Origin of the sequence: Micromonospora sp. CPCC 206060, assembly GCF_036906895.1 — a bacterium.
Classification (GTDB): Bacteria; Actinomycetota; Actinomycetes; order Mycobacteriales; family Micromonosporaceae; genus Micromonospora.
Genome location: NZ_JBAKHU010000003.1, coordinates 184,494 through 203,192 on the forward strand (window position 1 = coordinate 184,494; position 18,699 = coordinate 203,192).

The window sequence follows — 18,699 nt, forward strand, 5'->3', positions numbered from 1 at the left end:
CCGACGCCGACCAGCCGGGTCTTCCCGGTCTGCCGTCGTCCACAACAGGGCAGAATGTGCGGCTGTGCCGGGGTGGTTGCAGGCGGGTGGCTGGGGACTGGTGGCCGGGTCGGCTCTGCTGATCGGGGCGGTCCTCGGGGTCCTGGTGCCGGTACCGCAACGGCTGATCGCCTCGATCATGGCGTTCGGCGCCGGGGTGCTGCTCTCGGCCGTCTCGTTCGAACTGATCAGCGAGGCCCACGAGAGCGCCGGACTGGCGCCCACCGCGACCGGTGCCGCTGCCGGCGCCCTCGCCTACACCGGCGCCAACGTGCTGCTGGCCCGGCGGGGCGCCCGGCACCGGAAGCGGTCCGGCCGGCAGCAGCCGTCCGAGCGGGAACAGCCCGGCTCCGGCTCGGCGATCGCGGTCGGCGCGCTGCTCGACGGCGTACCCGAATCGGTGGTCATCGGCGCCGGCCTGGTCACCGGCGGCACGGTCAGCGCGGTGACCGTGGCAGCGGTCTTCCTCAGCAACCTGCCCGAGGGGCTGTCCAGCGCAGCGGGGATGCTCGGCGCCGGCCGGCCCCGTCGCTGGATCCTCGCCCTCTGGGGCGGGATCGCCCTGGTCAGCGGCGCGGCTGCGCTCGCCGGGTACGCCCTGCTCGGTGGCGCTCCCCCGGTGGTGCTGGCCACGATCACGGCGCTGGCCGCCGGGGCGATCCTGGCGATGACCGCCGACACCATGATCCCGGAGGCGTTCGAGGGCGCCCACCTGCTCGTCGGGCTGATCACGGTCGCCGGATTCCTGACCGCGTTCGCGCTCTCCCACTCCGGCGTCTGACCGGGGCCGGGGTGGGCAGCACCTTCCGTCGACGACGGCGACGTGCTCACGTCGGCCGGTGTCGCCGGGCAGCGGCGGTGGGGCGATCTTCTTCCTCGGCGCGGGGCGCGCCCCCAGGTCAGCGGCTCGACGCTGAGCTGACCCGATCAGTACGGGTTCCCGTGGCCCGGCACCCGGCCCCGGACGAGTCCACCGGGCCGGCCGGCGAGACCGGTCGCGCCGGAGAGCGGGGCGCTGGCGGTGTGCGCCCGCCCGGCCATCCCGGCGAAGAGTTCGCGGAGCGCGGTCACCGCGTCCACCGTCGGCCGCCAGCCGAGTTCGGTCCGCGCCCGGTTGGTCGACAGCAGCGGTACGCCCAACGCCAACTGCACCCAGCCGGCATCGACCGGTTGCAGCCGGGCCCGCCAGGTGAGCGCGGCGGCGGCCCGCAGCACCGGACCGGGTACCGGTACCGTACGGCCGTGAAAGTGCCGGGCCACCAGTTCCGGGGTCAGCACCGGGTCGGCGGCGATGTTGAAGCCCCCCGGGCGTCGCCCAGGACCGCCCGGGCGTACGCGTCCGCCACGTCGTCGGCGTGTACCGCCTGCATCCGTAGCCGCCGGTTCGCCGGCACCAGGGGGATCCGGCCGAACCGCAGCAGGCGTACCGGAGCCAGCGGCCCGAGGAAGTATCGGCTGATCTCGGTACCGGCCTCCCGCTGGAAGATCAGGCCGGGTCGGAGCCGGACCACCCGTAACCCCGGCTGCTCCGCCTCGACCCGGTCCAGCATCGCCTCCACCTCGGCCTTGTCCCGGCTGTACGACGACCCGCGCACCCCGGTCACCGGCCAACTCTCGTCCACCGTCCGGTCCTTCGGCCCCGGCGCGCACGCGCCGACGGAGGAGGCGTGGACCAGGGCCGGTACACCGGCACGGCGCACCGCGTCGAACACCGCCCGGCTGCCGGCCACGTTGGTACGGTGCAGTACCTGCTGGTCGTGACTGGGCTGGATCTGCCAGGCCAGGTGTACGACCGCGTCCGCCCCGGTGCAGATCCGGGTCAGCTCGTCCGCCGCACCGGGGACACCGATGTCCTGTGCGTGCCACCGGACGGCGTCGTACGGCGTACCGGCGCCGGCCTGCGGCGGCCGGCGGGCCACACCGACGAGTTCCAGACCCGGTTCCCGGTGCAGGCGCCGCAGCAGGGCGGTACCGACATTGCCACTGGCACCCACGATGACGATCCGCATTCCGGTCCGGTACCCGGTCCGGACGCCCTGAATCGTTCACGGACGGTGAAAGATCCGGTCCCGGCGGCGTCGTTCCCGTCCTCCGGTGGCGGCGACGGTCTTCCCGGCCCGGACCGGGCTATTCGTCCGGGATTGACGGAGGCCCCCGGCAGGTGAACCCTGCCGGGGGCCGATGACCGTGGTCACCGCGTCAGCGGCGACCGGTCGTACCGATCAGAAGACCGCGTTGAAGTAGTCCCAGTCGGTGTCGAGCTGCTTGCCCTTGGCGTCCAGCCAGGCACCCTGGCCGTTGGTGGTGTAGAGCCGCAGCGCACCGCTCTCGTTGACCCCGACCAGGTCGATCAGGTTGTCGCCGCTCCAGTCACCCGGCGACAGGAAGACCGGGAAGCCGCCCCAGCCCGAACCGATCTGGGTACCCTTCGGGTTGCTCCAGCCGCCCACGCCGTCGCTGTTGAACAGGATCAGCTCACCGGTCGGCCGACGGCCGATCAGCGACTGCTTGCCGTCGCCCAGCCAGGAGCCCGGGGTGAGCACTACGTTGAACGAGTTCCAGCCGGTACCGATCACGGTGCCCTTGGGGTTGAGCCAGCCACCGGCACCGTTGCTGGTGTAGAGCACCAGCGTCCCGTCGGCCTTGCGGCCCATCAGGTTCGGACGCCCGTCACCGGTCCAGTTGTTGGTGACCATGATGTCGGTGAAGCTGCCCCAGCCCGAACCGATCTGGGTACGACCACCGATGATGGTGCCCTCGCCGTCGGTCTTCCACTGGTACAGGTTGCCGGCACCGTCCCGCGCCATCATCGACGGGGTCTTGTCGTCGTTCCAGTTGTAGGTGCGGAACAGCTTGTTGTAGCCGGCGAAGCTCCCCCAAGAGTTGAGCTTCGAGTAGCCGTTGATGCCACCGTAGCCGTCCGAACTCAGCCCACTACCGGTGAAGAAGTGCAGGATGCCGTCCGGGCCCCGGGTGAACAGGTCGCTGTGCCCGTCGCCGGTCCAGTCCAGGTTGACCAGGCCGTGCTTGTTGAGGTCCGAGGAGATCGAGCTGTTGTAGTAGCTCAGCCGCTCGTACACACCAGGGGTGGTGCCGCACGGGTCCTTGCCCCAGCTGGTGATGCCGACCTGCTTGCCGGCAACGAAGATCGGGCCACCCGAGTCACCGTGACAGGTGTCCGTGGTGGGCGTCGTGCTACCGGCAGCACAGATCATCCGGTTGGCGTCGTACGCCGCGCCGTAGGAGCTGGAGCAGTCGGTGTTGCTCTTCATCTCCACGGTGCCCTTGTGCAGGATGCCCGCCGAACCGCCGTCGTTCGGGTCGCTCATGCCGTACCCGACGATCTCCGCCGAGGTGCCCGCCGTGTACGGCGCCTGGTCGCCCTGGCCGGACAGGCTGACCGGGGTGTAGGTCGCCGGCAGCGCGTCCTTGAGGGTGAGCACCGAGACGTCGTCGACCGGCGCCAGGGCAGTGCCGGCGTACTGCGCGGCGAGGTTGTAGCCCTGGTGGGTCCAGGTGGTGGCGACCCGGGCGACGAAACCAGCGGTCTCGTCGTCGAGGTTGGTCCGGCCGGCGATGACCCAACTGGTCCCGAAGGGGTAGTCCACGGTGCAGTGCGCCGCGGTCAGCACCTTGGTCGGGCTGAGCACGGTGCCGGTGCAGGTGGATTCGTACCAGCCCGCCTGACCGTTCTCATCCCAGCCGATGAAGAGGTTGCGGATGCCGACCACGCTGGGGAACTCCGAAGCGTTGGCTGGCGTCCCGTTGACCACCCGGGTCTTGCCATCCAGCGTGGGCCTGTTGGTGAACACCGACCCGTAGGAGCCCGCCCGCGGCGCGCCCTCGGTGGCGCGCACCGCGCCCGCCGGCAGCTTCTTGTGTGGTACGCCGACCAGCTTGGCGTTGTCCGGCAGCGGCGGCAGGTCGGTGGAGGCCGCCTGCGCCGCACCAACGGGCGACAGAACGGCGGTGGCTCCGATCGTCAGGCCAGCGACGACGCCGACAACGCGGCGCCCGGACCGGCGAGACTTGGACTTTGCGGACAAGCAGTTACTCCCGTCGTCCCATGTACATACACGCAGCTCGGTCGAGCCGCGTGGGCTCGGGGCGGTCGAACAGGTACATGAATCGAACTACGCCTTCCAGCGCGCGTGACGCGACGCCTAGGCGACCGACGAATCCCCGTGTCCAGCCGCAAGGGCTGGGTGTCTCTTGCGTACACACGACCGGCAGGTGAGCCGGCCGTGTTTCCCGAGCGCGTCACGTTAACAGGATCCGATACCGGACCGAAAGCCCTGTTCGATGTTTGTTTGCCGACACGCTGACAGTTCGACACCTAGCGACGGCGCAATGACGGAAATTGCCACCGCAGCGCGTTCCCGCCCTACCCTCCCGGCCGGCCATCCAGGCGTCACGCTGCGCAGACGACCGGCATGAACGAGTAGTCGCCGCCGTCCGGACAGGATCACATCAACCACTCGGACACGGAACGGCCCGACCGACGGATTGTCGGTCGGGCCGGACGGTCGAACTATCCGACGATCTCCATCTGGGCCATCATCCCGAGGCTCGAATGGTCGAGGAAGTGGCAGTGGTAGACGTACCGACCGAGATAGTCGGTGAAGGTAGTCTGGATCTTCACCGAGCCACCCACCGGGATGAAGACGGTGTCCTTGCGCCCCGCGTCGTCCGGCGACGGGGCGCCCCCGTTGCGCTCCAGCACCCGGAACTGCTCCAGGTGCATGTGGAAGGTGTGCGTGACGAACTCGGGGTCGGCGTTGGTGATGTTCCAGATCTCGGTGGTACCCCGCTTGATCTGGAAGTCCACCCGGTTGTGATCGAACGGGCGGCCGTTCATCACGCCGATCGGCAGGTCACCCGAGGTGAAGTCGAAGCCGAGCGACACCTCCCGGTAGACCGTCGCCTTGGGCAGGGCCGGTAGCGGACGCAGCCGGTCGGGTACCCGGCTGTTGTCCGGCGCGCTGCGGACCACGTCGAACCGGAGCAGTGGGGTGCTGCCGTCGGAGAGGACGAGCTGGCTGCCGACCGGGTAGCGGGAGAAGTCGACCACCAGCTCCACCCGCTCGGCGGAGGCCAGCACCAATTCGGTACGGGGTACCGGCGCGGGCAGCAGGCCACCGTCGGAGGCGATCTGCACCATCTCCGCGCCGCCCAGGTTGAGCTGGAGAACCCGCTCACTCGCGCTGTTGAGCAGCCGGAACCGGTACTTGCGGGCGGCGACCCGGAAGTACGGCTGCGGTTTGCCGTTCACCAGCAGAGTGGTACGGGTGCTCGGGTCGAAGGAGAAGGCCAGCTTCCCCTCGGCGTCGAAGGCAGCGTCCCGGATCATGATCGGCACGTCGTACGCGCCACTGGGGAGGCGTAGATCGGCCTCCTCCTCATCCTCGATCAGGTAGAACCCGTGCAGGCCCCGGAAGACGTGCTCGGCCTCGGTGTGGTGGCTGTGGTCGTGGTACCACAGCGTCGCGCCCTGCTGCCGGTTCGGGTAGTCGTAGATCCGGGTGCCGCCCGGCTCGATCAGGTCCATCGGGTACCCGTCGCTGCTCGCCGCGACGTGGGCGCCGTGCAGGTGCACGTTCGTCGGCACGCTGAGCTGGTTCTGGTAGCTGACGATCACCCGGCGGCCGGCCTTCGCCCGGATCGTCGGTCCGATGAAGCTGCCGCCGTAGGTGTAGGCCGGGGTCAGCACACCGGGCAGGATCGACACATCGGCCGGCTTGATGGCCAACCGGAATATCTGCACGTCGTGCCGGGACACCACCGGGGCGAGGACCGGTGGCAGCGGCATCGGAACGGAGAACTCGGAGACGTCGGGGCGTACCGCGACCGCCGGTGCCGCGCGGCCGTGATCGTGCCCCACCGGCTGCGGCGCGTGGATCCGGGCCTGCGCCACGCTGGTCTCGGCGGTCGGCAGCAGGACCGCGCCCCCCGCCACGCCACCGAGCGCCAGCAACTGTCGTCGATTCACGTTTGGTCCCCCCTCCGGCTGGCCGACCGGCCCGGATCGGCCGGTACGTGTCCGGCGGGACACGCAGCGCAGATCGTGGCACCGGGCCACCGGGGTCGTTTCTTCCACCTTGCTCGATACCGTCGTGGCTGGTTGGCTGCCTGTAGAGCTGGCGGGCTGCGGCAATATCTGTCGACCGACGGCTGCCGCCCCGGCGGGCGCTCCCACAGCGGCAGCAGCAGCCTGGCCCACGCGGTGCCCTGGCGTGCCCCACCGCGGAAGCCGCTAGCCCACCGGCACGCCGCGATAGCCTTGGCGGACAGGGCCGCTAGCTCAATTGGCAGAGCTGTGGACTTTCAATCCACAGGTTCGGCGTCCTGGAGTGTCGGGCCGCAGTCGTTCAGGCGGGCGCGATCCGCAGGATTCGGTCGACAAGGCGCGTCGCATCTTCCGGTCCGCTCGGACGGGTACCGACAGCCCGGCCACCAGTGGCGCGATGATGACCTCGAACGCGTCCTGGGCGGTGAACGGATCCGCGCCGCAGCGACATTTGCCTATATGCGCTGGTCATGGCCGATTTCTGTGGGCCGCCTGGGACTCGAACCCAGAATGTCGAACGCCGACGATAGATCATCCTGAACCGGGCAGATCCGGCCTCTGACCAGGGCCGCAACCCTCAACGTCTCTCGACGTTTTACACGGGTTTTCGGCCTCAGTTGTGCCGGATCTGTGCCCGATGATCATGGCGATCCTGGCGGCCTTGGGCGAACTTGGTCAAGATCACTAGTGTGTTCGGTGTGAAGCGTGGTGCCCTGCCGGTCGGACACTGGCCGTGGACTCTCCTGGCGCTGGTGGTCTTCGTGTGTACCGGTGCGCTGTCGGTGCCTGCGGGGTGGGCGGTCAGCCTTCAAGTGGAAGCGGAGCGGGGAGAGCCGGCGCCCAGTGCTGCGGCGCTCGTCTACCTGCTGCGGCTCAGCAGTGGGGATGACGGCGGCCTGTACCGGGTACTTGCTGCCGATCGCCGTGACAGCCTGGTCGACCAGTGGCGCGGGTACCGGGCAGACATGAGGAGAGCCACCCCGCCGAGCAAGCTGGAATCAGGCCCGTTGCAGGTGACCCACCTTCGGGAGGGCGTCGCCCTGGTCGTCACCGACGTGTACGCGGTTTGGTGGCAGGATCGACTGTCCATGTCGGGAAGCCGGCACCACTGGCGCTTTGAGGTTCGGAAGGACCAGGGCGGCTGGCGGGTCTGGAAGGTGGAAGCGCCGGCCTGGTGCGACACCTATGTCCGCACGGATCGATGCTGAACGGATGCTCGCCCCGACTGCCTGCCGCGTGCTCAGGGTGCCTTGACAAACGTGCCCTTGCCGGGCACCACGTAGACCAGGCCCTCACTTACCAGCACCCGAACCGTGTGCAGGATGGTGCCGCGCGCCAGGCCGTATTCCTGCTGGAGCCGGGCCACGCTCGGGATCGGCCGGTTGGGCAGCAGGTCTCCACGCTCGATCTGCTCGCGCAGGATCGCCGCCAACTGCTGATAGACGGGCACCGGCCCTTCGGGGTCGATCACATCTCGACGCTATGCCGGCACGGACGACGCTGGTCAGGCATGGCAGACCATGGACCACCATGTACCAGTTCGGGTAGGGTGCGGCTACCCGCTGTGCCGGACGTAGAGAACCCGAACTCGCCCCGGTGCGGCGGAACCCTCTGCCCGGCCGGGCCTCCCCGTACCCGGCCGGGCAGAGCACCGCCCGCGAAGGAAGGCGCGTACGGCCATGACCGAACTCCGGCGGCCACGACCTGGTGAAGAACTATTGATCAACCGGGACTCGTCGGTCCAGTTCGCCGGACAGCCGCCCTTCACGTTCCGGGTCATCTCGGTGAGCACGTACCCCACCTACCACGGCTGGGTGTGGCTGACGGGGTATCAGCTCGATGACCTAGGCAAGGCCGTAGCCAAGCGGGAGATCTACGTACGCCTCGCCGGTCTGCGTCCCGTTCGCCGGCCTGGACGGTGACCAGCGGCGGGCACTGTTACCGCAGTACGGCCCGGAGCACGACGGCGGCCGTTGCTGTGCCTTCGCCTTTGACCCGACCTCAGCCACAGCGCGTGTCGGCTCCTGGGTTTCCGGCCTCGCCCACGGCGGACCCCACCCCTTCCGCCGGTGCCAGATTTTGACCTGACCTGGACACCGTCGTCAGGTGCACAGGGGGTCGTCAGCACGCGCTCGGCGGACACCGCCCCCATGCTTGGAACGTGCGGGGCGTACCTGGTGGGCACTCTCGGCGCTGATCCTCGACGGCGACCGGCTTCGACCTGGCGTACCGGTACGCCTGCGGCAATCCGCGGTGGCCTCGTCGGGCCTGGCGGTGGCGGGCCGCATGTCCGTCTGAGGGTCCGGCCGGCGCCGTGCTGCGGCTGCGTCTATGGCTCCCTCACAGCCACGCCGTGCGCGCCGGGACGTGACCGGCCGCCAGGCCGCATGCGCGCCCCGGCGCAGGCACGGCGGCGGGCCGCTTGCGGCCCGCCCTTGACCAAGTAAAGAAAGTTTGAACACACGCTACGCTTCAGCCATGCCGACCTGGCTACGCAGCGTGCGACTGCTCCCACGGGTAGGGCATCGCCTTCAGCCTCGCTACGTGCTCAGCATGGCGTCGATGCCGCGTCACGTCGCCAGCGGCTTCCGCTTCGTCGGCCCAGCTCTGAACCTCGGCAATCCATGCCTCATGGTCAGCGCGCAGCAGGTCGCGAAGCGCCTGGATTTGCCGATCAATGCTCATGGTCCGAACCTCCTAGCCGCTCATCGAGCCTACCAAGCTCGTACCGACTGTCCTCGACTTGGCGCCGGTAGAACTCCTGGTGCTCCTCGTATTGCTGGATGAAGGCACGGGCGCGCTCAATCTGAGCAACAAGCCTCATCCGCTCGAACTCGTCCCGCTCTCTCGGGTTGGTCACTCCGGGCGCTCCAATCCGTGACGACTTAGCTGTACGTGACTATGGGCCGTCGTGCTGGTTACGATCAACAGCAAGGCGCCCGCCGGTTTCAAGCCGTCCGGCGGGCGCCTGCAAGCAGCCAGCTATGCCGCTGAGGTCGGCGTGAGAAACGAGGCAAGCGCGTTGACCCTTGCAACGATAAGATCACGTCGGGCCTGTCGCTCAATCGGTTCAGTGTGGTACCGCTGAGCCGTCACCTGGGCTTCGTGCTTTCGGTAGAGGATGCTCGGTTCCCAGATAAACCAGCCATCGGCTAGGGCGTTGGCAGCAAGAAGCATTCCGGTGTCTTCGGCGGTGGTCATCGCCATCCATCCGCCAACGGCTAGTAGCAGCTCCCGCCGGATGCAGGTTGTTGTGGGGTGAACCGACAGTTGCCAGTCGTTGTTCTGCCACTGCGCCATGATCGCCCCTTGGGCTAGCCGGCCTTCGGCGGGATCTAGGTGCGCCCAACTCTTGATGCCGCCATCCGGCAAGAGATCGAGACACCTCGACACCGTGAATCCGATAGATGGGTCACTGACAAGATGACTAATGTCCCGAGCCAGGGCACCGGGAAGCAGCTTGTCGTCGGCGTCAAAGTTGCGGATGAGCCCTCCCGTCGCTCTCATCAGCGCGGTTGTCCGGACAACTGCCGGACCTCCGGCACGATTACAGCCGTAACTGATTCTCGGGTCGTCAGGTAGTGCAGATCGCGCAGCTTCGGCGGTTCCATCCTCTTGTACTACCCACTGCCAGTTCCACCCCTCGGGTAGCTCCTGGGCATCCAGCGATTCGTACGCATCGAGCAAGTAGGGCACGCTCGGTGGGTGCACGGCGGTAATCAGGCTGACGGTGTTCACTCGGACCACCGCGCAAGCTCGGTCGTGTAGACCAAGTCGACGCGGTCTCCCGGCCAGACCGCATCTGACACCTCAACGACTCGGCCCGTGGTGTCGATGGAGATTTTCCGGAGCACGAACACAGATGTTCCGGTGCCAAAGTCGAAGATGCGTGCCTCCTCGGGGGTGGGGGGCCGGCATGAGACCTCGTCAATGATCCGCGCTAGCTCGATGCCGATGGTGGAGAGCTGGTGCTGCGTACCGCCGGGCCATGGCTCCCTGGCCTCGTCCAGCAAGTCCGGGTTAGCTGCTACCAAGTCGTAGACCAGGAACGAACCCTTGCTGATCGCCAGCGGCGCACCGTGCCCCCTGGGCTTCGTGTGATAGTCCCGGCGCAACATGCTTGTTCCGACTGGTACGCGGAACACCCTCGCCAGGTCTTCATTGGCTTCAACTGTCGAGTAGGTAGCACGAAATTCGAGGTCGTCGAAGGTCAGGCCCGTGTCCTTCTCGCTCGCCCCGTCTCCTAGCCGCTCTTCCTCCGGCAGGTGAACCCTGCGCTTCTCCCAGTGATAGCGCTCGTTGTGGCGTCGCGTCGCCTGGCGGCGCTGTCGGACCCAGGTACCGACTCCTTGCCGCTTCTCCAGGAGACCTTCGGCGGCCAACGTGTCCACCGCCCGGCGCAGGGTGTTCAGCGCCACGCGGTACTGACCCATTAGGTCAGTCTCTGCCGGCAGGCGTTCTCCCGGCGCTAGATCTCCCTCTCTGATGCGTTTCCGCAGGTCATCTGCGATGTGGTCGTACTTCGCTGCCATGCTCCAGCCTCCTCACTCAGAACTTCTCTACTTTACCCCTTTGAAGGGGTTGCCGCTGTGATGCGGGAGACGCTAGAGTCCTCCCATGCTCCTTTAAAGGGGCCTAGGGGCGAAGGTCCTTGATTGGGGCCAAACGACTCAGCGTGCGAAGAAGATCGATCGAAGGAGAGCGGCGAGATGCGGAACATTCCGGTGAACCTGGCGGGCTTCAAGCTGCGCGTGGTGGAGGAGCCGTCGATCAAGGTGGATCAGGACGGGAAGGTGCTCACGGCTTACGGGTCGGATGACCCGCTGTACACGGTGGCGGTGTTCGCCAAGCCCTTGGCGACCGAGGACGGCTACCGGGCCAAGGGTGAGGAACTGAAGATCACGCTGTCGGTCAGTCCGGAGGGGATCGAGGAAGGCGACCTGGTGGAGCTGATCGGCGCCACGGTGTCGCACTGGGAGCGGGATGGCCGGTCGGGTCTGACGTGGAAGGCGCAGGGCCTCAAGTCGGCTGCGCGCTGAGGCTCGGTAGGAGTCTTCGGCCCCGCCCCTGTCTGGTGGGTGACCCGTTCGAGTCGGGTCGGGGCGCTTATGTCTTGGTAGTGCGGCTGGTGCGCCGGTTGTGCCCTGGGCAGATTGTTCGTTGAGAATTCCACAGTGGATACATCCTTGCCTAAAACAGGCCGAATTCGATTCTTTGTGAAATTGAAGGGAGGTTGTCATGTCTGATTTCGAACTGGTTCTTGTCGGGTTGTTGTTGCTGTCGGTGTCGATCAACGTTGGGTTGATTCGTCGTGAAACGCGGCGGTGGCGTCGGGTGTGGCGTCTGTCCGGCCGGGAGTGACCTAAGGCCGGTGGGTTCTATCCGCCCCTCGGGGCACGTTCCGGGGGTGGGTGGTGTCCACCGATCGTCTAGGGAAGGAACGGCGGATGGATTTGGTACCGGAGGTCGTGAAGTCGTTAACCGGGCGTTCCCGGTATGAGGCGCTGGTCGGCAACGTGCAGGGCCTAGCGATGCTGCTGGACGGGGTGAGCAGCCTGATCAAGGCGTGTGAGCCGCCGCCGGGGACGCTGTATCAATTCGCGGCCCGGATTGAGGACCTGGAGGACGCGCACAGGCAGACCGTGGAAACGCTGCGGGCGTTTCACCGGAGGGTGAAGACGTACGAAGCGGATCTGATCGCTAAACCGTGGAAGGTGTGAGCTGATGTCGTACCAGATCAACGACACCTATGACGGCATCGATCAGGCAATGCGGCTGCTGCGGCGGTCCATGAAGGGAATGCCGGAAAGGCAGCGGTACATGCGGCACTACGACGAACTACGTCGGTCGGTGGCGGTGCTGCTGATCCTGCTGGAAGAGGCGACGCCGTGGATGGAGGAAACGGCTAAGGCGAAACGGGCAACGACGGTCGCCAAGAGGATGCTCGACGCGGTCCGCTGACCATAACTGCTCGGTAGGAAAGGGCCCGGGTTGGTGATCCGATCCGGGCCTTTCCTATGCCGCAAGTCAAGTAGATACGACGGAATTGCAGACGACATGGTGAGAGAAGGTGCGGGAGATGGGTAAGCGTGCTCAGGGGTGGGAGTGGAAGGTCGCGGGTTGGGCGGCCCGGCATCCGGGGTTCGTGGCGGCGCCGACGGCTGTGGCCGCGAGCGTGGTCGAGTTCGGGCCGGTGACCACCGGCGGTGTGATGGCCGGTGCGGTGGCGGCGGGTGTGGGCTGGTACCGGGGTCACCCCGATTCGTGGTCGACGGTGGCGGCTCCCCGGTTGCGGGCGGTGCGTCGGCGGTGGCTGTCGCGGACCTACCTGGGGCCGTGGTGGGGCCGGGTGATGGAGGCGTGCAACCTGGTCACGGTCCACCGCACGACCGGCGTGATCAACGTTCCCCGGATCATCCGCGTCCGGTCGCACTCCCCATCGACGGAGACGGTGTACGTCCGGCTTCTTCTCGGCCAGACCCCGAAGCTGTGGGAGGAAGCCGCCGAAGCTCTCGCCGTGGCGCTGGGCGCGGAACGGATCGGTATCGAGCGGATCCGGCCGCAGGTGATCGCGTTGATCGTCCAGCGGTCCGAGCCGTTCACTCAGGTGGTCGTCCCGCCGGACCTGCCCACCGATGCCGAGGCCGTGGACCTGTCTCGCGTGTTCCTGGGTGAGACCGAGCACGGCACCGACTGGCATGCGCCGCTGATCGGGCAGCACTGGCTGATCACCGGGGCCACCGGATCGGGTAAGAACTCCATCACCTGGATGGCGCTGCGGGCATGCGCGCCGCTGATCCGTGACGGCCTGGTCCGCCTGCACGTGGTCAACCCCAAGGGCACCGAACTCAACGCGCTGCGGCCGGTGGCGCACCGGTACGCCGAGAGTGACGGCGACATCGTGGACGTCGTTCAGGGCTTCTGGTCCACCATGCAGGCCCGCAAGCAGGTGTTGGCGGAGCAGGGTCGGCGGACGTTCGCCATGTCGCGGGAAACTCCGCTTGACGTCCTGGTCGTCGACGAGCTGGGCGCGGTGACCGGGTACGGGGACCGGTCCCTGACCAAGGGCGTTCAGGCGGTGTTGCCGCTGATCCTGTCCCAGTCGCGGGCGTTGGGTGGCAGCGTGATCGGCGCGCTCCAGGAACCCACCAAGGACGTGATCCCGCAACGGGACCTGTTCAGTCTGCGGGTGTGCCTGCGGGCCACGTCGGCCGGTCACGTCGACATGGTCCTTGGGGACGACATGCGCCGCCGGGGTGCCCTGGCCGATGAGATCCCGAACGTGCCGGAGTCGGCGGGGATCGGGTTCGTGGTCCGGCAGCGCTCGCGTACGCCGGTGCGGGTGCGGGCGGCGTACTGCGACGACACCGACATCGCCGACCTGGTGCGCGTGGCCGGTTGGCCGCACAGCGAACTGACCACGGTGGCGGGGTGACCGGGGCCATGACGAGACACGACAGCGATAAGCCTCGACCGGTCAAGCAGCCCAGACCAGTACGCAAGCTGGCCAAACGTCTCGACGTGGCGCGGCAGCTTCACGACCTGGAGCAGGATGCCGCGCTGGACATCGTGGATATCGAGCGGCTTCGGGTGAGCGTGACCCGGTCCCTGTGGCTGTTCCTCGCCATCGGGTCGGTGTTCACCACCACCGGTGTCCAAGACTTCCTTGCCGGGCATCTCACCCCGGCCGATCCGGTGTGGTGGGGCTGCTGGGGAGTCGAACCGTGCCTTGTCGGAATCCTCATCACCGTCCTGCGCTGGGAAGCCGCGATGATCGCCCGTGAGATCGACATCGACTCCCGGGCGGTCGACTGGTTGAAGCGGTTCCTGCTCGGCTCGACCCTCGTCATGAACGTGGTGCCGGCGCTGTTCCCCCGGGAAGGCGGCATCAGCGCGGGAATGCTGGCCGCTCACATCATGGTGCCGGTCCTGGTGTTCTTCCTGGCTGAGGTCATGCCGATCGTGCAGGCACGCTGCACCCAGGCGCGGCGGGCCGTCACCCTGCCCGCGTCGACCCCGGCCCCGAAACCTGCCCCGGTACCGTACGCCGCGCCGATGGTGGTGGCCGTACCGCAGAAGTCGACCGGCTTTGCGGAACCGTCCACCCCGGTTCCTGCTCCGACCCCGGTCGAGGTCCCTGCTTCGGTCCCGGTCGAGGTTCCCCCTTCGGTTCCGGTCCGTCGGGTGGAAGAGGCGCCGGAGAGCGATCCGGCTGCGGTAGAGCCCCCGGCCCTGCCGCTGGATGGGTTGGGTATCCCACCGGGGATGCAAGCCCAGATCCGGCGGCTCGTCGCCGACCTGGACCGGCCCGTCACCGCCGTCGACATCCAACAGGCCACCCGGCTACCCATGCCCATCGCGTCACGGGTGGTCGACCGGCTCACCCCGGTAGCGGTCAACGGCTACGCGAACTGACCCTGCCTGCCCGTCCAGCATCTCTGGCCTGCCGCGCTTCATCCTGCGGGCGCGGCAGGTCTCTGCTCCCTCTCACCGACAAGGCGGACTGACCATGCCCACTGACCTCGTGACCAAGACCATCGACGCCCTGCGGCACCTCGGCGCCGACAACCACGACGCCCGCCGGCTTCTCGGCATGTACGCCGGCCGGCACGACATGACCGCCGAAGAGGTCGCCCAGGTCCTCGACGAGTTCCCGGCCCGGCGCCCGGTCAACAGGCACACCCACTGACCTTCATTCCTTCTTCCTTCCCGTTCTCGTTCTGGCCTGCCGTGCTCCAACTCGTCGGGGCACGGCAGGCCCGTCTTCGGAGGAAACGCCATGTCATCACCCCCTCGTCCGGTGTTCGACGGTGAAGCGGCGCTGACCCGGTGGATGCGCTCCCCGGCCTACCGGGAATGGCGGGCCGGTGTCGAGAGCGTCAAGGGCTGCCTTCAACCGGTCCGCCTGATCGGCAAGTTTGAAGCTCGCCACGCCACGACCGGTCAACTCGTCGCGTCTCGGCAGGGTCGGGTGTGGGCTGCCTGCGGTACCCGCCGCGCCGCTGTCTGCCCGACCTGCGCGGACCGGTACGCCGCTGACGCCTGGCACCTGATCCACGCGGGCATGTCCGGCGGCAAAGGCGTCCCGGACACCGTGGCCCGCTCTACCCGGCTGTTCGTCACCCTCACCGCTCCGTCCTTCGGCCCGGTGCACAACCGGCCCGGCCGGCGGCCCTGCGCCTGCAAACGCTGGCACCCGGAAGGGCATCCGCTGCTGGGTAGCCCGCTCGACCCCGACACCTACGACTACGCCGGCGCCGTGCTGTGGCAGGCGCACAGCGGGAAACTGTGGCACCGGTTCACCATCGCGCTACGCCGGGCCGTCGCCGCCGCTGGTGGCCTCACCGTCCGCGAATCCGGCGCGCACCTGCGCATCTCCTACGCCAAGGTCGCCGAATACCAACGCCGGGGCCTGGTCCACTTCCACGCGGTCATCCGCGTCGACGGACCCACCGGCCCCGACTCACCGCCTCCGGTGTGGCTGACCCCTGACGTCCTGGGCGACGCGGTGCGTTCCGCGGCCTCGTCGGTGCGGGTCGACACCGAACGGCCGGACGGAACATCGCTTCCTCTCGGGTGGGGCGCTCAGGTGGACGTCAAGGACATCACCGCTACTGACATCGACATCTCCGACAACGGCGACGGGGACGACGGGGACCAGGTGGTCAGTGACACCCGGCTTGCCGGCTACATCGCCAAGTACGCCACCAAGGGCACCGGGGCCACCGAGACCGGGGACCGGCGTATCCGCTCACAGGCACACATCGACCGGTTGCGGGTGTCCGCCCATCACCGGGCCATGATTCAGACCGCGTGGGACCTCGGCGGCCTGGACCAGTACGCCGACCTGAAACTCCGGCACTGGGCGCACATGCTCGGCTTCCGGGGCCACTTCCTCACCAAGTCACGCATTTACAGCACCACCTTCAAGAACCTTCGCGCGGAACGCCGTGAACACCAGCTCGCCACGGCGCTGACCGAAGCGGGCCTTCCCGAGGACGCCGACGTGATCGTGGTCAATGACTGGCAGATCCTCGGCATCGGTTACGACTCGCCGGAACAGCTTGAACTCGCCACCGCGATCGGTGACCGCATCCGATCCGCCCGCCAGAACCGGAAGGAGCCCCGATGAGCGCCACCCACCCCACCGAACGCCTGTGGAGCATCACCGACGTGTCCGCGTTCCTCGGCATCCCGGTCGGCACCCTCTACCAGTGGCGGCACCGCCGGACCGGCCCCCGCGCCTGCCGCGTCGGCCGTCACCTGCGCTACGACCCCGCAGACGTGCGGGCCTGGTTCGACCGGAAGGCGGCCTGACATGCCCATCGATGACCTGTGGTACCTGACCAAACGCGGGCCAGACAAGAAACGGCTCCCCTCCAAACGACACGGCCGGGGCAAACGCTGGCGGGTCCGCTACACCGACGCCGCCGGAGAGTCCCGAGAGAAGCTGTTCGAACGCAAGGTCGACGCGGAAGCCTACGACCTCGAATGCCGTTCGGGCGTGGCACCGGAGGTGAAGGTCAAGCGTGAGGCGGACCGGCTCACCTTCGCTGAGTACGCGCAGCGGTGGAGGGAGTCGCGCGAGTCGGGATGGGCCACGGAAACGCGACAGCGTATCCCGCAGAACCTTCGGAAGCACCTCCTGCCGGCCTTCGGTGAAAAGGCCATGCCGTCGATCAACCTGACCGACGTGTTGGCCTGGCTCGGCCGGCTGCTCGACAACGGCGTACCGAAATCATCGGTGAGCCTGTACTTCGGTCTGCTCAAGACCATCATGAACGCCGCTGTCATCGACAAGGTGATCCCCGACAACCCCTGCAACGGCGTGAAGCTCGCGCAGATCCTGCGCGGTCTCTCGCGCGCACCCAAATGGGTTCCTACCAGCGACCAGGTACTCAAGCTCGTTGAGGTGGTGCCGCGCCGCTTCCGAGCGGCTATCTGGCTGGGAGCCGGGCAAGGACTTCGCCTCGGTGAGGTCCTGGGCATGGAAGACGGTTCCCGCTGCGCGGACTACCACCGAGGCGAGCTGCACGTCATCCAGCAACTGCGGCACTCGCCCCAGTACTACGGTGGCTTCTACCTCTCGACGCCCAAGAGCGGTTCCACCGGCACCCTGGACCTGGACGCGGTGGTTGCCGAGGAACTGGCCGCTCACGTCAGCGATGTCGGTCCCGTCGAGTTCGAGCTTCCCGACATCACCACGGGGGAGCGGCTGACTCGTCCAGTGGCGGTCCTGTTCACGTCGTCGCGAGGAAAGCTGCTGAACGACACCTACTGGTCGGAGTTGTGGGCCGAGTGGCGTAAGGCGGCCGGATGGCCGAAGGAAGGCACCTTTCACTCCCTGCGGCACTTCTTCGCCACCACGCTGATGAGCAACGGCGTAGAGCCCCAGGAGGTACAGAAGGCACTGCGGCACGCCAACCTGCGAATCACGCTGGAGACCTACGTCCACTGGATGCCGAAGAAGGACCGGCCACGCGGCCTGGTCGGTGGCCTCCTGCGGAACGCAGACAGCGCACGGCGGGAACCTCGCGCAGACCAAGATCGGAGCTGAGTTGTGCCCTGGCTGTGCCCGATGATCTTCGTCCGACGTTTTAGCAGCTCAGAAGTGGTTTGTAGTGGGCCGCCTGGGACTCGAACCCAGAACCTAAGGATTAAAAGTCCTCAGCTCTGCCAATTGAGCTAACGGCCCGCTGAGCCAACAGGGTACCCGAACCCCAACAGCTCAGCGCACGGCTCCAGGGTTGACCCCGACCGCCTGGGCCGGCCTGTACAAGGTTCGGCCCTGGCGCAGAAACGGTGGCGGTCGCTTCTGAGCGGTCAGTCGTTGATCACCCCACCCCGGCGCGCGCGGCGGCCAGAGCCGTGGCCGCAGCGCGGTCCGCCGCCTCGTCGGTCAACGCTTCCCCGGTGTTGAGCAGGGCGTAGTACAGGGGCGCGGAGACGTTGACGATGACGCGCCGAGGGTCGGTTCCGTGGGGCAGCTCACCGCGTTCCACGGCGTCGGTGACGCAGCCGGCCCATTCGTCGATGCGTACCGCGTAGAAGCGGTGCAGTGCCTGGGCCGCCTGTTCGTTGCAGAGCGAGGCGGCGATCAGGGCCTTGAAGAGATGCCCTTGGCGGGGGTCGGTCAGGGTTTTGACGACCAGGCGGGCGTTCTCCTGAAGATCCTTGTCCACACTGCCGGTTCGGGCACGGGGCAGGGACTGTTCGGCCATGTGGTCGAGAAGGTCGGCGGCGAGTGCGCCCGGGGTGCCCCAGCGGCGGTAGACGGTGGTCTTCCCCACGCCTGCGGTCCGGGCGATCTCGGCCAGGTCCAGGGCGTCGAACCCTTTCTCGGCGAGGGTGTCACCGGCGGCTTGCAGGACGGCTTCGCGGACGCGGGCGGTACGTCCGCCGGGGCGGATGCTGCCGGGCTGCGGTGCGGTGGCCATTGGGTTGACTCCTTACTCACAAGAGCCCGTATCGGGACTCGGGTTCCCTTAGCGCGTCACACGGTGCTACGGTTCCCATCGTAACGGAACGTGGGAACCGTTTAGTTCGGCTGGGTTGTACCCACGTCACCGATGACACCCCGCGCACCCACTGCT

General features: G+C 67.6%; 22 protein-coding genes and 2 tRNA genes. 14 read left to right on the top strand and 10 right to left on the bottom strand.

The window, feature by feature from the left end; genetic code table 11:
• The first annotated feature begins 64 nt into the window (after nt 1-64).
• Nucleotides 65-820, top strand: a complete 756-nt coding sequence (locus tag V6U90_RS04895; protein ID WP_334431341.1) for a ZIP family metal transporter — start codon at nt 65-67, stop codon at nt 818-820.
• Nucleotides 821-966: 146 nt separating this feature from the next.
• On the opposite strand, the gene V6U90_RS04900 is transcribed toward V6U90_RS04895, so the two are convergent.
• The 4 genes from V6U90_RS04900 to V6U90_RS04915 form a co-directional block, all read right to left on the bottom strand.
• Nucleotides 967-1,317 (bottom strand): hypothetical protein, encoded by a 351-nt coding sequence (locus tag V6U90_RS04900; RefSeq protein WP_334431342.1) that lies wholly within the window; start codon nt 1,315-1,317, stop codon nt 967-969.
• A complete protein-coding gene (locus V6U90_RS04905) occupies nt 1,311-2,048 on the bottom strand; it encodes an NAD-dependent epimerase/dehydratase family protein (RefSeq protein WP_334431343.1) in 738 nt (245 codons plus the stop codon). Before V6U90_RS04905 ends, V6U90_RS04900 begins: the two co-directional genes overlap by 7 nt.
• Nucleotides 2,049-2,261: 213 nt before the next feature.
• Nucleotides 2,262-4,085, bottom strand: a complete 1,824-nt coding sequence (locus V6U90_RS04910; protein ID WP_334431344.1) for a S1 family peptidase — start codon at nt 4,083-4,085, stop codon at nt 2,262-2,264.
• 485 nt (nt 4,086-4,570) lie between these two features.
• Nucleotides 4,571-6,028, bottom strand: a complete 1,458-nt coding sequence (locus V6U90_RS04915) for a multicopper oxidase family protein (protein ID WP_334431345.1) — start codon at nt 6,026-6,028, stop codon at nt 4,571-4,573.
• 302 nt (nt 6,029-6,330) lie between these two features.
• On the opposite strand from V6U90_RS04915, the gene V6U90_RS04920 reads away from it, so the two are divergent.
• Nucleotides 6,331-6,495 (top strand) — tRNA-Glu (locus V6U90_RS04920).
• Nucleotides 6,496-6,804: 309 nt separating this feature from the next.
• A complete protein-coding gene (locus V6U90_RS04925) occupies nt 6,805-7,314 on the top strand; it encodes a hypothetical protein (protein ID WP_334431346.1) in 510 nt (169 codons plus the stop codon).
• Between the two features lie 32 nt (nt 7,315-7,346).
• On the opposite strand, the gene V6U90_RS04930 is transcribed toward V6U90_RS04925, so the two are convergent.
• On the bottom strand, nt 7,347-7,577 hold the full coding sequence (locus V6U90_RS04930; RefSeq protein ID WP_334431347.1) for a GntR family transcriptional regulator: 231 nt from the start codon (nt 7,575-7,577) through the stop codon (nt 7,347-7,349).
• Nucleotides 7,578-7,785: 208 nt separating this feature from the next.
• On the opposite strand from V6U90_RS04930, the gene V6U90_RS04935 reads away from it, so the two are divergent.
• Nucleotides 7,786-8,028 carry a hypothetical protein gene (locus V6U90_RS04935; RefSeq protein ID WP_334431348.1) on the top strand — a complete coding sequence of 81 codons (243 nt, stop codon included), beginning with the start codon at nt 7,786-7,788 and terminating at the stop codon, nt 8,026-8,028.
• A gap of 568 nt (nt 8,029-8,596) precedes the next feature.
• On the opposite strand, the gene V6U90_RS04940 is transcribed toward V6U90_RS04935, so the two are convergent.
• The 3 genes from V6U90_RS04940 to V6U90_RS04950 form a co-directional block, all read right to left on the bottom strand.
• Complete coding sequence (locus tag V6U90_RS04940; RefSeq protein ID WP_334431349.1) at nt 8,597-8,791, bottom strand: hypothetical protein; 195 nt, start codon at nt 8,789-8,791, stop codon at nt 8,597-8,599.
• 297 nt (nt 8,792-9,088) lie between these two features.
• Complete coding sequence (locus V6U90_RS04945) at nt 9,089-9,844, bottom strand: glycosyltransferase family 2 protein (RefSeq protein WP_334431350.1); 756 nt, start codon at nt 9,842-9,844, stop codon at nt 9,089-9,091.
• Complete coding sequence (locus V6U90_RS04950; RefSeq protein WP_334431351.1) at nt 9,841-10,638, bottom strand: GntR family transcriptional regulator; 798 nt, start codon at nt 10,636-10,638, stop codon at nt 9,841-9,843. Before V6U90_RS04950 ends, V6U90_RS04945 begins: the two co-directional genes overlap by 4 nt.
• A gap of 177 nt (nt 10,639-10,815) precedes the next feature.
• Here V6U90_RS04950 and V6U90_RS04955 point away from each other — a divergent pair, with 177 nt between their 5' ends.
• The 10 genes from V6U90_RS04955 (at nt 10,816) to V6U90_RS05000 (ending at nt 17,663) form a co-directional block, all read left to right on the top strand.
• Complete coding sequence (locus V6U90_RS04955) at nt 10,816-11,145, top strand: hypothetical protein (RefSeq protein ID WP_334431352.1); 330 nt, start codon at nt 10,816-10,818, stop codon at nt 11,143-11,145.
• Between the two features lie 199 nt (nt 11,146-11,344).
• Entirely contained in the window at nt 11,345-11,467 is a 123-nt protein-coding gene (locus tag V6U90_RS04960; RefSeq protein WP_334431353.1) for a hypothetical protein, read from the top strand.
• Between the two features lie 86 nt (nt 11,468-11,553).
• Nucleotides 11,554-11,826, top strand: coding sequence for a hypothetical protein (locus V6U90_RS04965; protein ID WP_334431354.1), 273 nt, complete (start codon nt 11,554-11,556; stop codon nt 11,824-11,826).
• Between the two features lie 4 nt (nt 11,827-11,830).
• Nucleotides 11,831-12,067: a hypothetical protein gene (locus V6U90_RS04970; protein WP_334431355.1), complete on the top strand. Its 237-nt coding sequence runs from the start codon at nt 11,831-11,833 to the stop codon at nt 12,065-12,067.
• Between the two features lie 388 nt (nt 12,068-12,455).
• Complete coding sequence (locus V6U90_RS04975; RefSeq protein WP_442933527.1) at nt 12,456-13,541, top strand: FtsK/SpoIIIE domain-containing protein; 1,086 nt, start codon at nt 12,456-12,458, stop codon at nt 13,539-13,541.
• 8 nt (nt 13,542-13,549) lie between these two features.
• Complete coding sequence (locus V6U90_RS04980) at nt 13,550-14,521, top strand: hypothetical protein (protein ID WP_334431357.1); 972 nt, start codon at nt 13,550-13,552, stop codon at nt 14,519-14,521.
• Between the two features lie 94 nt (nt 14,522-14,615).
• Entirely contained in the window at nt 14,616-14,795 is a 180-nt protein-coding gene (locus V6U90_RS04985; protein WP_334431358.1) for a hypothetical protein, read from the top strand.
• A 144-nt stretch (nt 14,796-14,939) separates the two neighbouring features.
• On the top strand, nt 14,940-16,238 hold the full coding sequence (locus tag V6U90_RS04990; RefSeq protein ID WP_334431538.1) for a replication initiator: 1,299 nt from the start codon (nt 14,940-14,942) through the stop codon (nt 16,236-16,238).
• Nucleotides 16,235-16,423, top strand: a complete 189-nt coding sequence (locus V6U90_RS04995) for a helix-turn-helix transcriptional regulator (RefSeq protein ID WP_334431359.1) — start codon at nt 16,235-16,237, stop codon at nt 16,421-16,423. Before V6U90_RS04990 ends, V6U90_RS04995 begins: the two co-directional genes overlap by 4 nt.
• Before the next feature lies 1 nt (nt 16,424).
• Nucleotides 16,425-17,663 (top strand): tyrosine-type recombinase/integrase, encoded by a 1,239-nt coding sequence (locus tag V6U90_RS05000; protein ID WP_334431360.1) that lies wholly within the window; start codon nt 16,425-16,427, stop codon nt 17,661-17,663.
• Nucleotides 17,664-17,728: 65 nt separating this feature from the next.
• On the opposite strand, the gene V6U90_RS05005 is transcribed toward V6U90_RS05000, so the two are convergent.
• A tRNA-Lys gene (locus tag V6U90_RS05005) sits at nt 17,729-17,801 on the bottom strand.
• A gap of 139 nt (nt 17,802-17,940) precedes the next feature.
• Nucleotides 17,941-18,543 (bottom strand): TetR/AcrR family transcriptional regulator, encoded by a 603-nt coding sequence (locus V6U90_RS05010; RefSeq protein WP_334431361.1) that lies wholly within the window; start codon nt 18,541-18,543, stop codon nt 17,941-17,943.
• Between the last annotated feature and the right edge of the window lie 156 nt (nt 18,544-18,699).

Excerpts from the sequence above, each read along its gene's own strand:
- V6U90_RS04905 (WP_334431343.1), bottom strand. The coding sequence starts at position 2,048 with ATGCGGATCGTCATCGTGGGTGCCAGTGGCAATGTCGGTACCGCCCTG.
- V6U90_RS04935 (WP_334431348.1), top strand. The coding sequence starts at position 7,786 with ATGACCGAACTCCGGCGGCCACGACCTGGTGAAGAACTATTGATCAAC.
- V6U90_RS04940 (WP_334431349.1), bottom strand. The coding sequence starts at position 8,791 with ATGAGCATTGATCGGCAAATCCAGGCGCTTCGCGACCTGCTGCGCGCT.
- V6U90_RS04950 (WP_334431351.1), bottom strand. The coding sequence starts at position 10,638 with ATGGCAGCGAAGTACGACCACATCGCAGATGACCTGCGGAAACGCATC.
- V6U90_RS04955 (WP_334431352.1), top strand. The coding sequence starts at position 10,816 with ATGCGGAACATTCCGGTGAACCTGGCGGGCTTCAAGCTGCGCGTGGTG.
- V6U90_RS04960 (WP_334431353.1), top strand. The coding sequence starts at position 11,345 with ATGTCTGATTTCGAACTGGTTCTTGTCGGGTTGTTGTTGCTGTCGGTG.
- V6U90_RS04965 (WP_334431354.1), top strand. The coding sequence starts at position 11,554 with ATGGATTTGGTACCGGAGGTCGTGAAGTCGTTAACCGGGCGTTCCCGG.
- V6U90_RS04970 (WP_334431355.1), top strand. The coding sequence starts at position 11,831 with ATGTCGTACCAGATCAACGACACCTATGACGGCATCGATCAGGCAATG.
- V6U90_RS04980 (WP_334431357.1), top strand. The coding sequence starts at position 13,550 with ATGACGAGACACGACAGCGATAAGCCTCGACCGGTCAAGCAGCCCAGA.
- V6U90_RS04985 (WP_334431358.1), top strand. The coding sequence starts at position 14,616 with ATGCCCACTGACCTCGTGACCAAGACCATCGACGCCCTGCGGCACCTC.
- V6U90_RS04990 (WP_334431538.1), top strand. The coding sequence starts at position 14,940 with ATGCGCTCCCCGGCCTACCGGGAATGGCGGGCCGGTGTCGAGAGCGTC.
- V6U90_RS04995 (WP_334431359.1), top strand. The coding sequence starts at position 16,235 with ATGAGCGCCACCCACCCCACCGAACGCCTGTGGAGCATCACCGACGTG.
- V6U90_RS05000 (WP_334431360.1), top strand. The coding sequence starts at position 16,425 with ATGCCCATCGATGACCTGTGGTACCTGACCAAACGCGGGCCAGACAAG.
- V6U90_RS05010 (WP_334431361.1), bottom strand. The coding sequence starts at position 18,543 with ATGGCCACCGCACCGCAGCCCGGCAGCATCCGCCCCGGCGGACGTACC.